The sequence below is a fragment of the Nocardia aegles genome (genome assembly GCF_052545135.1).
The window spans coordinates 20,565-33,186 of the sequence record NZ_JBQWRI010000004.1 but is presented as its reverse complement, the minus strand read 5'-3'; the positions used below and the strand labels follow the sequence as shown (position 1 = coordinate 33,186).

Below are 12,622 nucleotides of genomic sequence, written 5' to 3'. Positions count from 1 at the left end.
TTGAAGGGTGGCTAGTAGATCGCGCCCACTTCGATGACCCCGTTCTTTCGAATGTATTCGGTGAGTAGGTTCAGGAATCCTGGTCCAAAATCGCCCTCACGCATGCCGAGGCCACCGACGATGTCCAGTTCCAGGCCTACGTGTTGATGCGGAGTTCCAATATCGCCGGCGACGCCGGGAAGCTCTCCAACGCAATACATTTCATCGAACAAGCACTGTTGCGCGCGGATGCCCTCACTCCACAACAGCGCGCTGTCCTGCTGCGCCAGCAGGCGAACGTCTATGCGGCACGCGCGCGATCAGGCGAGCGCGCCGACGTCATGACGTGTGTCGATGCGCTCACCCGGGCGGCGGAAGCGGCGGCCGAGCCGGTCGAGGACCCGGACGATCTCGCTGGCTACTGCTCACCTGCATATGTGGCAATGGAGGCTGCGCAGTGCTGGATCGAACTCGGACACCCTGAGCAAGCGCTGGTGATCTTGGAACAGCGGATGAGCGACTGGAGTGCGGACGGCCGCCGCGATCTAGGCATGGGACTGGCCCGGCTGTCCACCGCGCACGCAGGAGTAGGTTCGTGGTCGGAGGCGGTGGAGATCGCGGGTTATGCGGCCGGCATCGTCGCCGACACCGGGTCTCACCGCACGCTCGATCAGCTGCGCGCCACGGCGACCGTACTGCACGCTGCGGGCCAGACCAGTGCCGCGCGGGAGTTGACCCACCAGGTACGCACCGCACAACGTGCACGAACTCGACACGGTAGGAGCCTCGGGTGGAGTTGATGACCACTGCCAGTTCGACCGATGTCGCCGACGCCGCCGCCCGCGTCGCGGTGCTGCCCGTCGGCAGTTTCGAGCAACACGGCGACCATCTACCGCTCATCACCGACACCGTCATCGCCTGCCTGATCGCGCGGCAGCTCGCCGAGAACTACCCGCTCCTGCTCCTGCCGCCGCTGACGATCTCCTGTTCACACGAGCACGAGACATTCGCCGGAACTGTCAGCCTCAGCCCGGCTACCCTGATCGCCGTCATCAGCGACATCCGTCGCTCACTCGACCGATCCGGCATCACCACGCTCGTATTGGTCAACGCCCACGGCGGAAACTACGTCTTAGGCAATGTCGCCCAGGAAGCCAACGCCACCGGCCGCAACGTCGTGGTCTATCCCGGCCGGGAGGACTGGAACCGGGCCCGGGAAGCCGCCGGAATGGACACCGGATCACACGAGGACATGCACGGTGGCGAACTCGAGACGTCGATTCTGCTGCACGCCAGACCGGATCTGGTGCGGCCATCGTTCCAGCATGCGGATCACGAGGCGTCCGACCGTTCGCACCTCCAACTGCTCGGCATGTCCGCATACACATCCAGCGGAATCATCGGACGACCCTCGGCAGCGACCGACGTCAAAGGGAAGGCGGCGCTCGACGCCCTGACGAAGTCGTTCGGTGCATACTTTGCGCTGATTTCCTGCGCAGAGGCAGGAGGGTAGTTTCTGTCTCCAAGTCTGCTTCGTTGCCTAGCACTGCACTTCCCGCAGCCGCCCCAGGGAACCGTCATAATGGCGCTGCGGGCGATGGGGGAGAGGGTGTGAGTCTCGGTGCTGAGGGGATGGAGGCAAGAGGAAGTAGACGCGCAGCTTTCCGCACCACCGTCCGATCCGCGGGAGTGCCGGTGATCCCTACACTCGTGTCGGCGTGGCAACCGTTCCGTCGGATGGTTGCGAGGTTGCAGATCCCAGTATTTCGTCCGGCCGCGTCGATGTCGTGTGCGACGAGTCGCAGCGACCCACACCGCAGGCCCCGGCTACCGAGAGGACTTTGCAGTCGTGACCCAGATTTGGGCCAATGCCCTCGACGAGCTCGCTTGGCGCGGGCTCGTGGCGCTGTCCACCGATGAGGAGGCGCTGCGCGCTTCTCTCGCGGCCGGCCCGGTGACCTACTACTGCGGGTTCGACCCGACGGCACCGAGTTTGCACATCGGCAACCTGGTGCAACTGCTGACGATGCGCCGCCTGCAGGACTTCGGGCACAAGCCGATCGCGCTGGTGGGCGGAGCAACCGGGCTCATCGGCGACCCACGCATGTCGGGTGAACGGGTGCTCAACGACCACGACACTGTGGCGGCCTGGGTCGCGCGAATCCGCAGTCAGGTGGAGCGGTTTCTGTCTTTCGACGGTGAGAATGCCGCCGTAGTGGTGAACAACCTGGACTGGACTTCACCGATGTCGGCCATCAACTTACTTCGCGGTGTCGGCAAACATTTCCGGGTGAACCGGATGCTCGCGAAGGAGGCGGTGTCGGCGCGACTCGACAGCGAGGCCGGGATCAGTTTCACCGAGTTCTCCTACCAGCTGTTACAGGGTATGGACTTCTACCAGCTCTACCGCCGATACGGATGCACATTGCAGACCGGCGGATCCGACCAGTGGGGCAACTTGACCGCAGGTGCTGACCTGACTCACCGCGTCGAGGGAATAAACCTGCACGTCTTGGCCACGCCGCTGATCACCAAGGCCGACGGCACCAAGTTCGGCAAGACCGAAGGCGGTGCGATCTGGCTCGACCCGGATATGACCTCGCCGGATGCGTTCTACCAGTTCTGGCTGAACGCCGAGGACGCCAAGGTCGCTGACTATCTGAAAATCTTCACCTTCCGCGACCTGGACGAGATCGCGGCGCTCGAGGAGGCCACTCGGGAGCGGCCCGCTCAACGAGAGGCGCAGCGCGCGCTTGCCGAGGACGTCACCGCCTTGGTCCACGGTGCGGAAACGATGCGGCGGGTGCGTGGCTCCGGCCAGGCGCTGGTCGGCAGCGGCGGCGACCTGCCCGCACCATCGAATCCCACACTCGGTGTGTCAGGTTGACCCCGGTGCAACTCAGTGCGATGGAGGAGAGTCGAGGCATCGTGGAGCGGTTGAGTATGGAGGATGTCGAGAGTGATTTCGACCCAGCTCACTTGTCCGTCGAGCTGAAGATCCCGCGGCTGCTTCCGGTCGGTACGTCCACCTCGTGGACTGGGTGATCTATGTTCCTGGCCGGGGTACTGGAACAACGGTGAGCACGGTGTCGGTCCCCTGGAAGTCATCCGGGTTCGTCGTGAACAGCGGCAGCCGGTTGGCGGCCGCCACCGCCGCGATCATCAGATCGGCCTCCCGACGCCGCGGCTTACGCCCCATGGCGACGACACCAGCCGCGATCAGGCCGTACTGACGTGCTGCCTCAGCGTCGAACGGCAGCGGGTCGAATGTGGCCTCGATCTGTTGGAGACGTGCGATTCGGCGGCCGCGCTCGACGGAATCATCGGTTTGGTGGACACCGGCCGACAGCTCGGCAAGAGTCACCGCACTTGTCAGAAGCTCCCCGGGAAGTTTTTCCCGGGGTAGTCGTTCGAGGTGAATCAGGATGTTCGTATCACCGAGACCGCGCAGATATCGCGAGGTCATTCCGATTCCTCAGCGCGGTGCGCTCGAAGGTAGGCATCGAAGTCGGCTGAATCGTCGATGTATTCGGCTTGGTCGGCCCGGAATCGTTCGGCATCCATCGGCGGGAGGTCTGCGAACGCCTCGAGTAACTCGTCCACCGGTACGGCTCGGCGTCGCGCGGGTGTGGGCGGCTGGTTCACGTATGAATCGATCGCGGCCAAGGCGACCTGTTGCATCGACCGGTGTTCGACCTCTGCCCTGCGGCGTAGGGCCTCGGTCTGTTCGTCGGTGAGGCGGAGGGTCATGGCCATGGATATATGATACCGCAAGGTATCACTTGTGCGGCCACGTCAGGATGGCCTGACGGCGAAGCGCGCGATCGACCGGCGCGCCGACGTGGGATATCCTAATGTAGGTAAGTACCTACATGCGAGGTGTCTATGACCACGATGAGTGCGCGTGAGTTCAATCGCGACGTCAGTGCGGCCAAGCGCGCCGCAAGCGAGGGGCCGGTCGTGATCACCGATCGTGGGTCCGAGGCGTTCGTGCTGCTATCTATCGAGGAGTATCGGAAATTGCGCGCGGACAGTCAGGACATTGTGAAGCGGCTGAGCATGGAGGATGACGACATCGATTTCGATCCGGCGCAGTTGGCTGTCGAGTTGAAGGTCCCCCGGCTGTGACATTCCTGCTCGATACCAACGTCCTCAGTGAGCTGCGGAAACCTTCTCGTTCGGCGGCTCCTTCGGTGCGGGCCTGGATAGCGGGGCGGAGGCCGTCCGAGCTGTATTTGAGCGTCGTCACTGTGCTGGAGATCGAGGTCGGCATCGGCCGAGTCGAACGACGTGACCCGACGCAGGGAAAGCGGCTGCGGATGTGGTTGGAGGACGACGTGCTCGATGTGTTCGCAGGTCGAATTCTGGGAATCGACCTGCCGGTCGCGCGTCGCGTCGCGCGGCTGCACGTGCCGGACCCGCGTCCCGAGCGTGACGCCATGATCGCCGCTACGGCGGGCGAACACGGCATGACGCTGGTGACGCGGAATGTGAAGGACTTCGCTCCGATGGATGTGCCCGTAATCGATCCTTGGCATGCGTGAGAGTTATAGACACAGTTGGTTGAGCGGATCCGCGTGCGCGTCCAAGCGCTCGGCTCGGGTTCGCCCTGCAGAAATTTGCCGCATGTCGGTGTAACTGCTAATGTTACGACGAGGTCGAAAAGTCGAGGGAGGTCCGAGGTGAGTGCCAACAGTAGGTTGACCATCGCAGCGCATGCCCTCACATGGATAGGGCTGTATCAGCGCCGCGGTCACGAGGTCGCCACCTCCGAGCAGATCGCGACGAGCGTTAACACCAATCCGGTGGTGATCCGTCGCCTCCTGGCCGAGCTGCGCAAGGCCGGCCTCGTTGACTCGCGGCGAGGTACGGGAGCGGGCTGGACGCTCTCCCGGGACCTTGCGGCGATCACCCTGCTCGACGTCCATGACGCGATCGGCGCCGGGCCGATTTTCGCTCTGCACCGCTCGACGCCCGACCCGGAGTGCATCGTGGGCCACGGCATAGGACCGGCGCTGACCTCCGTCTACGACGAGATCGAAGCCGCCCTCCGCAGGGAGTTGGCGAGAACCACGCTGAAGGACGTCCTGCGGGACGTGCTCAAAACCGCCTAGACCACCCCCGGTCTCGGTGGTGGCGCGTTTCGCGCCCGTCAATGTAACCAAAATGGTTATCTCGAAGATTCGGAGAATTCCATGGGACAGCTGGACGGCAAGACCGCCCTGGTAACCGGCGCCTCTACCGGCATCGGTCTGGCCATCGCGCGCCGGTTCGCCATCGAGGGAGCGACGGTCTACCTGACCGGCCGCCGCAAGACCGAACTGGACACCGCTGTCGCGCAGGTCGGCAGCCGCGGGATCGGCATCCAGAGCGATGTGTCGCGGCTCGACGACCTCGACCGGCTCTTCGCCGAGATCACTGAGCGCAGCGGCGGCCTCGACATCGTCGTCGCCAACGCCGGCGTCGGGGACTACGGTCCGCTCGGCAAGATCACCGAGGAGGAGTACGAACAGACCACCTCCATCAACCTCAAGGGCACGATTTTCACCGTCCAAAAGGCCCTGCCCCTGCTGTTGGCCGGCGCCTCGGTGACGCTGCTGTCCTCCAGTGCGGCCCTGCGGGCCACCCCGGGCCTTGGTGTCTACGCCGCCACCAAGGCCGCGATCCGCAGCCTCGCCCGCACCTGGGCCGCCGAACTGGCCGGCCGCGGGATCCGGGTCAACGCCCTCACTCCCGGCCCCGTCGAGACCCCCGGCGCTGACGAGCTGCGGGCCGCGTTCCCGCATGGCGATCAGTCCGCGGTGGCCGGATCCGTCGCACCGACCCCGCTCGGCCGCGCCGGTCGTCCCGACGAGGTAGCTGCCGCCGCCCTCTACCTGGCCGGAGACCACAGCTCCTTCACTACCGGTGCGGAACTGCTCGTCGACGGCGGCGTCACCCAGCTCTAGAGGTGACGTGAGGGCGCATGCGAGACACGCCCACCCACACATACGAGAGACCAGGACAAGCACAATGACAACAGATACCCAGACCTCACGGGCAGTGGCCGAGCAGTTCGTGGAGCGCCTCGGCAGGCAGGACCAGGACGCCATCCAGGAACTGTTCGCGGCAGACATCGACTGGCACGTCCCCGGCAACGACGAACTGCCCTGGACCGGCCGCCGTACCCGCCGGGAGGAAGTCGCGCCGTACTTCACCACGATGTGGCCGCACTTCGTACCCGGCACGAGCAAGGTCGTGCTGGAGCGGATCATCGTCGACGGCGGTGAGGTGATGCTGCTTGGGGTCTTCACGCACACCGCCGCGGCCACCGGCAAGGAGTTCACCACCCCGTCGGCCATGCACCTGGTGGTCGAAGACGGCGCGATCGTCCGCATGCACCTCTACGAGGACACACTCAGCGTCGACCAGGCGTTCAACACCGACTGAGAGCGGAAAAGGGTCCATGGCGTCTCCCGCAAACCGCCCCAGGCACGGGGTGTCCATCGGCCTGATGTTGGGCCGTACGGCATCCCGGCTCGCTCTGGGTAGTTGATATCGGCCAGGGCCGAAGGCGGGAATCGGCCCGCTTTCACCCCACACGATGGACTCGATCGGCCCGGGCCGTCCGTGGACAGTCGCCGTCACGGTCGCCACACTCGGGAAGTGCGTGTCGGGCGGCACAGAAATGCATACGTTGCGCAGCGGAAAGCGCTGCGCCAACCGCACATCGGGAGCAAACATGCACGACAGTAGTGATCTCCAGAAAGCGCGCGAAGAGGCAGCTATCAACTATTTCCGTTTGGTGGACGCTGTAGACCCGTCTGTCTTGGATCTTTTCACCGACGACGCCCAGATGTTTTTTCCGAAGTTTGGATTCGCCACCGGGAAGGACCAGATCGGGGCGTTCGCGCAGGGTCTCGGCAGGGGAATTTCGGCGATTGAACACGACATCCCCGGTTTCATCGTGCTGTCGTCCGGAAAATATGTGGTAATCGAGGGGGCGGTGAAGGGGAAGACGACATCGGGTGTGGCATTTCCAGACGGAGTCTCATCCTTCGGACTGTTCTGTAACGTATTCGAGTTCGAAGGTGAACGCATCAAGAGGGTTCACATCTACGAGGATCCGGATTTCGCCAGTACGCACACCGACGGCGTGGACTGGGGTAAGTCGGTGAGCGACAGCATCTAGTACTCCAGTCTTAGTTCGTGATGGCGGCGTGTAGCGCCGCTATCGCGGACGGTTGGCTGGTGGTGTGAGATGGCTTGCATGGCTGGGTGTTTCGGTTTGTCGATGCCGATGCTGGGTGGCCACCGTGCGAGCATGTCCGGCTTGTATTCCAGGATGTCGCGGGGTGGCCGTCACGGACAGAGTAGACGTCGGGGCGTGGGAGCGGGAATTCGAGGCGGTGACCGCCCGGGTGGCGGGGTGTTTCGGCCTGGTCGAACCGCGCCCGCTGACCGAGGACGGAAGTATCGAGGCATGAGCCCCAAGGTTCTGTTCGACGCCAACGGATGGGAGGACTATCGGTACTGGCAGTCCGAGGATCGGGCCACGCTGAGGAAGCTGTGACCACGGAGGCTACCCCGATTGTGAATGGGCTTGCATCGTCGTGCATAATCATTTGCAGAACGACGCGGGCCCGCCGCGGCTGGTCTCGAGGTGTCGGGGCCGGGCCGTTCCCACCGCCCGGACACCCGCCATACTGCTGATACATCTACTGAACCATCGAGGAGCACACAGAACATGTCCGAGCGCGTCGTACTCGCCTACTCCGGTGGGCTGGACACCTCCGTCGCGATCAGCTGGATCGGCAAGGAGACCGGCGCCGAGGTGGTGGCCGTGGCCATCGACCTGGGCCAGGGCGGCGAGGACATGAACGTGGTGCGCCAACGCGCGCTGGACTGCGGCGCCGTCGAGGCGATCGTGGTGGACGCGCGCGACGAGTTCGCCGATCAGTACTGCCTGCCCACCATCCAGGCCAACGCGCTGTACATGGGCCAGTACCCGCTGGTGTCGGCGATCAGCCGCCCGCTGATCGTCAAGCATCTGGTCGAGGCCGCCAAGTTCCACGGCGCCAGCACCGTCGCGCACGGCTGCACCGGCAAGGGCAACGACCAGGTCCGCTTCGAGGTCGGCATCGGCGCGCTCGCGCCCGACCTGAACGTGATCGCCCCGGTCCGCGACTACGCCTGGACCCGGGAGAAGGCCATCGCCTTCGCCGAGGAGAACTCGCTGCCGATCAACGTCACCAAGAAGTCGCCGTTCTCCATCGACCAGAACGTCTGGGGCCGCGCGGTGGAGACCGGGTTCCTCGAGGACCTGTGGAACGCCCCGACCAAGGACGTCTACGACTACACCTCCGACCCGACCGTCAACTTCGAGGCTCCCGACGAACTCATCGTCACCTTCGACAGGGGCGTGCCGGTGGCCATCGACGGCCGCCAGGTCAGCGTGCTGGAAGCGATCGTCGAGCTGAACCACCGCGCGGGCCGCCAGGGCATCGGCCGGCTGGACATGGTCGAGGACCGCCTGGTCGGCATCAAGAGCCGGGAGATCTACGAGGCGCCGGGCGCCATCGCGCTGATCACCGCGCACCAAGCCCTAGAGCACGTCACCATCGAGCGCGAACTCGGCCGCTACAAGCGGCAGGTCGAGCAGCGCTGGGGCGAGCTGGCCTACGACGGCCTGTGGTTCTCCCCGCTCAAGCGCGCGCTGGACGCCTTCATCCTCGACACCCAGCAGCACGTCTCCGGCGACATCCGGATGGTGCTGCACGGCGGCTCCGCCGTCGTCAACGGCCGCCGCTCGGAGCAGTCGCTCTACGACTTCAACCTGGCCACCTACGACGAGGGCGACACCTTCGACCAGTCCCTGGCCAAGGGCTTCGTCCAGATCCACGGCCTGTCCTCCAAGGTCGCCGCCCGCCGCGACCTGAACCAGAAGTAGGCACTCGGCGTGCCGGTGCCGCAACGAGCGCCGGCACGCCGACAGCTCCTACAAGGTCGTAGTCTCGAGTCGCGTTCGGAGTGGGCTGAACAAGGCAGCAGTGCGCCACCCGAAAGCAGCCTGCGAGCGCTTCGGCCCGGCGAGCAAGGCCGCGTCCGGCCGATGACGTCGAGCAACCACGCAGCGGCCCAGTCGCGTCGAGCGCGAACGCAGCATTCGACCTCACTGGACCAACACGACAACTGGTTTCTCGGGCCAACGCGACAACTGATCCCGCAAACCAACGAACAACTGATCTCGCGAATCACCGCACCAACTGATCTCGCGAATCAACGCACCAACTGATCTCGCGAATCAACGCACCAACTGATCTCGCAAGAACATGGGTAACTCACCGGGAACGCCCAAGACCCGACGGTCACCCAACGCAGGACCTGAACGCAAACCGACCACCCACCCAACTGGTACGGCCTGAATACCCGGAGAGGCGGAACAGCATGAGCACGAACCAAGGTGCGCTCTGGGGCGGGCGATTCGCCTCCGGACCGGCCGAGGCCATGGCCGCGCTGAGCAAGTCGACGCACTTCGACTGGGCGCTGGCTCCTTACGACATCCGCGCGTCGAAGGCGCACGCGCGGGTGCTGCACAAGGCCGGGCTGCTCTCCGACACCGACCTGTCCGGCATGCTCGACGGGCTCGATCGCCTCGCAGCGGATGTGGCCTCCGGCGCGTTCGCCCCGGCCGAGTCGGACGAGGACGTGCACGGCGCGCTGGAACGTGGCCTGATCGAACGGGTCGGCGCCGAGCTCGGCGGCCGGTTGCGGGCGGGGCGTTCGCGCAACGACCAGGTGGCCACGCTGTTCCGGATGTGGCTGCGCGACGGCGTGCGCCGGGTGGCCGCGGGCGTGCTCGGCGTGGTCGACGCGCTGGTGGGGCAGGCTGCCGCGCATCCGGATGCGGTGATGCCCGGCAAGACCCACTTGCAGGCGGCGCAGCCGGTGCTGCTGGCCCATCATCTGCTCGCGCACGCCCACCCGCTGTTGCGCGACCTCGACCGGCTGCGTGACTTCGATCGCCGCGCGGCGGTGTCGCCCTACGGTTCCGGCGCGCTGGCGGGCTCCTCGCTCGGACTCGACCCCGAGGCGATCGCGGCGGACCTGGATTTCGACGCGGCCGCCGCCAATTCGATCGACGCCACCTCGGCGCGGGACTTCGCCGCCGAGGCCGCGTTCGTGCTGGCCATGATCGGCGTCGACCTGAGCCGGATGGCCGAAGAGGTGATCGTCTGGAGCACACCGGAATTCGGCTATGTCACGCTGGCCGACGCCTGGTCGACCGGCTCGTCGATCATGCCGCAGAAGAAGAACCCGGACGTCTCCGAGCTGACCCGCGGCAAGGCGGGCAGGCTGATCGGCAATCTCACCGGCCTGCTGGCCACCCTCAAGGCGCAACCACTGGCCTACAACCGTGACCTGCAAGAGGACAAGGAACCCCTGTTCGACTCGGTCGCGCAACTGGAACTGCTGCTGCCGGCCATCGCCGGCTTGGTCTCGACACTGACTTTCCACACCGATCGCATGGCCGAACTCGCGCCCGCCGGTTTCACGCTCGCCACCGATATCGCCGAATGGCTTGTGCGACAGGGTGTTCCGTTCCGGGTCGCGCACGAGGCGGCGGGCGCGTGCGTGCGTGCCGCCGAAGCGCGCGGTGTCGGCTTGGAAGCCCTCACCGACGAGGAGTTCGCCGCGATCGACCCGGCGCTGACCGGGAAGGTGCGCGAGGTGCTCACCGTCCAGGGCTCCATCGCCTCCCGCAGTGCCCGCGGCGGCACGGCCGGCGTCCAGGTCGCGGCGCAGCTGGCGGAGGTGCGCGCAGCGGCGGCCGCGGCGCGGGCCTGGCTGGACTGAGAACGGCGGTCGTCTTCGCCGGTCGCGGAACCACGTGCCGGACAAATGCGCGATGGCGCGGGGCGTCGCCGCGATGCGCGTGTAACCGACCAGGGCTCCAGCGAATTCGCGTTGGAGCCGGCCGACGCGGTCGCGTCCAGCACCTCGCGCACGGCGTCCTACGTTCAGATCGTGCGCGGCCCGGGCCGGTGTGCGTTACTCAGTTTTGACTAGGCTGCGAAGATGACCTTGTTGCTGCTCGCCTTGGCCATCGCTTGCGAGGTGACCGCGACGGTTTCACTGAAACTGTCCGACGGATTCACCAAACTCGTCCCCTCGATCGTGGTGGTCGTCGGCTATGGCGCGGCGTTCTTCTTCCTCGCCCAGGCATTGAAGCGGGGGATGCCGATCGGGGTGGCCTACGGCATCTGGTCGGCGGCCGGCGTCGCCGCGATCGCGCTGATCGGCGTGCTGTTCCTGAACGAGCGGCTCACCCTCGTGCAGGTCGGCGGAGTCGGGCTGGTGATACTCGGCGTGCTGGCCCTGGAACTCGGCGGCGCGCACTGACTCTCCGGGCAGGCGAGGTCAGGCGGTTCTGGCGAGGTTATGGGCCAGCGCGCCCAGCCGCGCCAGGCGCGCGTCGCCGAGCGGGGTGAGCCGGCTGCCCAGGCGATTGGTGACGAAGCCGAGCGACATCCCGGTCGCCGGGTCGGCGAAACCGCCGGAGCCGCCGAGGCCGAAATGGCCGAAGGCCGAGATCGGTTCGGCCTTGGACGGCTTCATCGGCACGCCGTGATAACCGAGGGCCCAGGGAATGCGGAAGGCCAGCACGTAGTCGGGGGTGAACACCTGCCGCCGGGTGATCCGCTCGATGGTGTCCGGGCGCAGCAGCCGGTAGCCGTCCAGTTGTCCACCGTTGGCGAGCGCGCCGTACACGCGGGCCAGCGCGCGGGCGGAGAACACGCCGTTGAGGCCGGGCATCACCGAATCGTGCAGGCGTGGATCGGCCACCAGCTCGGCGAACCCCACCGGGGTGGTGTCGGCTGCGGCCGCGAAACGGGTGCGGGCGAGCATCCGGGAGCCGCGCTCCCAGCTCATCCCCGCGACCGTCAGCCGCGGGAAGTTGGTGGCGATGCGCCCGCGCTCGGAAGCCGGGACTCGGAACCAGAGTTCCTCGGCCGCGAGCGGTTGTGCGATCTCGCTGCGCAGCACTTCGGTGAAGTCCGTTCCGGTCACCCGGCGCACCAGCTCCGCGGCGAGGTGCCCGTAGGTGATGCCGTGGTAGCCGCTGGTCACCTTGTGCCGCGGATCGGGTGCGGCGGCCGCGAGCGCCGCGGTGACCGCGGCGTCGTCGAAGAAGCGCTCGACCGGGCCGGGCAGCAGCCCGCGCAAGCGATGCAGCCCCGCCCGGTGGGTCAGCATGGCCCGCACGCTGATGCGCTCCTTGCCCGCCGCCGCGAACTCCGGCCAGTAGGTCGCGAGCGGCTCGCCGTAGTCGATCAGACCGCGCTCGGCCAGACGATGCACCAGTGTGCTGGCGATCCCCTTGCCGGTCGAGAACGCCATCGCAACGGTGTCGTGCGCCCACGGCACCTCCGGATGCGCGTATCCGGCCCAGACGTCGACCACCGGCTCGCCGTGCAAGTAGACCGCCAGCGCGCCGCCGCCGTCGGACGGACGCCGGAACAACCGGTCGAACTCCGCCACCAATCGCGCGAAGCGGCGATCTACGAACTGCCCTGCCGAAACTGTCATCGGAACCCTGTGTCTGTTGATCAGCGGGTTCGCCGAGGACCCTGCACAGCGAGGTGAACCGGAATCGGGTCCG

At 66.2% G+C, this 12,622-nt stretch carries 16 protein-coding genes; 13 read left to right on the top strand and 3 right to left on the bottom strand.

What is annotated here, in order from left to right:
• Positions 1–89 precede the first annotated feature (89 nt).
• From ACT89H_RS13560 to tyrS, 3 genes are all read left to right on the top strand, one after another.
• Entirely contained in the window at positions 90–779 is a 690-nt protein-coding gene (locus ACT89H_RS13560) for an NsdA family TPR-like regulatory protein (RefSeq protein WP_498049533.1), read from the top strand.
• Complete coding sequence (locus tag ACT89H_RS13555) at positions 779–1,492, top strand: creatininase family protein (protein ID WP_445108948.1); 714 nt, start codon at positions 779–781, stop codon at positions 1,490–1,492. Before ACT89H_RS13560 ends, ACT89H_RS13555 begins: the two co-directional genes overlap by 1 nt.
• 336 nt (positions 1,493–1,828) lie before the next feature.
• Complete coding sequence (gene tyrS / locus ACT89H_RS13550; protein ID WP_445108947.1) at positions 1,829–2,866, top strand: tyrosine--tRNA ligase; 1,038 nt, start codon at positions 1,829–1,831, stop codon at positions 2,864–2,866.
• Positions 2,867–3,025: 159 nt separating this feature from the next.
• On the opposite strand, the gene ACT89H_RS13545 is transcribed toward tyrS, so the two are convergent.
• A complete protein-coding gene (locus ACT89H_RS13545; protein ID WP_445108946.1) occupies positions 3,026–3,445 on the bottom strand; it encodes a type II toxin-antitoxin system VapC family toxin in 420 nt (139 codons plus the stop codon).
• Positions 3,442–3,735, bottom strand: a complete 294-nt coding sequence (locus ACT89H_RS13540) for a hypothetical protein (RefSeq protein ID WP_445109353.1) — start codon at positions 3,733–3,735, stop codon at positions 3,442–3,444. The genes ACT89H_RS13545 and ACT89H_RS13540 overlap by 4 nt, the downstream gene beginning before the upstream one ends.
• A gap of 129 nt (positions 3,736–3,864) precedes the next feature.
• On the opposite strand from ACT89H_RS13540, the gene ACT89H_RS13535 reads away from it, so the two are divergent.
• The 10 genes from ACT89H_RS13535 to ACT89H_RS13490 all read left to right on the top strand — a co-directional run bounded on the left by ACT89H_RS13535 (position 3,865) and on the right by ACT89H_RS13490 (position 11,361).
• Positions 3,865–4,107 carry a type II toxin-antitoxin system prevent-host-death family antitoxin gene (locus ACT89H_RS13535; RefSeq protein ID WP_445108945.1) on the top strand — a complete coding sequence of 81 codons (243 nt, stop codon included), beginning with the start codon at positions 3,865–3,867 and terminating at the stop codon, positions 4,105–4,107.
• Positions 4,104–4,523, top strand: coding sequence for a type II toxin-antitoxin system VapC family toxin (locus tag ACT89H_RS13530; protein ID WP_445108944.1), 420 nt, complete (start codon positions 4,104–4,106; stop codon positions 4,521–4,523). Before ACT89H_RS13535 ends, ACT89H_RS13530 begins: the two co-directional genes overlap by 4 nt.
• Before the next feature lie 138 nt (positions 4,524–4,661).
• A complete protein-coding gene (locus tag ACT89H_RS13525; protein WP_445108943.1) occupies positions 4,662–5,093 on the top strand; it encodes an Rrf2 family transcriptional regulator in 432 nt (143 codons plus the stop codon).
• Between the two features lie 81 nt (positions 5,094–5,174).
• Positions 5,175–5,927, top strand: coding sequence for an SDR family NAD(P)-dependent oxidoreductase (locus ACT89H_RS13520; protein ID WP_445108942.1), 753 nt, complete (start codon positions 5,175–5,177; stop codon positions 5,925–5,927).
• A 64-nt stretch (positions 5,928–5,991) separates the two neighbouring features.
• A complete protein-coding gene (locus ACT89H_RS13515; protein WP_445108941.1) occupies positions 5,992–6,408 on the top strand; it encodes a nuclear transport factor 2 family protein in 417 nt (138 codons plus the stop codon).
• A gap of 154 nt (positions 6,409–6,562) precedes the next feature.
• Positions 6,563–7,150, top strand: a complete 588-nt coding sequence (locus ACT89H_RS13510; protein ID WP_445108940.1) for a nuclear transport factor 2 family protein — start codon at positions 6,563–6,565, stop codon at positions 7,148–7,150.
• 163 nt (positions 7,151–7,313) lie between these two features.
• The gene (locus ACT89H_RS13505; protein WP_445108939.1) at positions 7,314–7,445 is read left to right on the top strand and encodes a hypothetical protein; all 132 of its coding nucleotides are present in this window, start codon (positions 7,314–7,316) and stop codon (positions 7,443–7,445) included.
• A 260-nt stretch (positions 7,446–7,705) separates the two neighbouring features.
• Positions 7,706–8,908, top strand: a complete 1,203-nt coding sequence (locus tag ACT89H_RS13500; RefSeq protein WP_445108938.1) for an argininosuccinate synthase — start codon at positions 7,706–7,708, stop codon at positions 8,906–8,908.
• Between the two features lie 497 nt (positions 8,909–9,405).
• Positions 9,406–10,815 (top strand): argininosuccinate lyase, encoded by a 1,410-nt coding sequence (gene argH, locus ACT89H_RS13495; RefSeq protein ID WP_445108937.1) that lies wholly within the window; start codon positions 9,406–9,408, stop codon positions 10,813–10,815.
• A gap of 222 nt (positions 10,816–11,037) precedes the next feature.
• Positions 11,038–11,361 carry a DMT family transporter gene (locus tag ACT89H_RS13490; protein ID WP_445108936.1) on the top strand — a complete coding sequence of 108 codons (324 nt, stop codon included), beginning with the start codon at positions 11,038–11,040 and terminating at the stop codon, positions 11,359–11,361.
• A gap of 18 nt (positions 11,362–11,379) precedes the next feature.
• Here ACT89H_RS13490 and ACT89H_RS13485 read toward each other — a convergent pair whose 3' ends face one another.
• Complete coding sequence (locus ACT89H_RS13485; RefSeq protein WP_445108935.1) at positions 11,380–12,549, bottom strand: serine hydrolase domain-containing protein; 1,170 nt, start codon at positions 12,547–12,549, stop codon at positions 11,380–11,382.
• Positions 12,550–12,622: the final 73 nt, after the last annotated feature.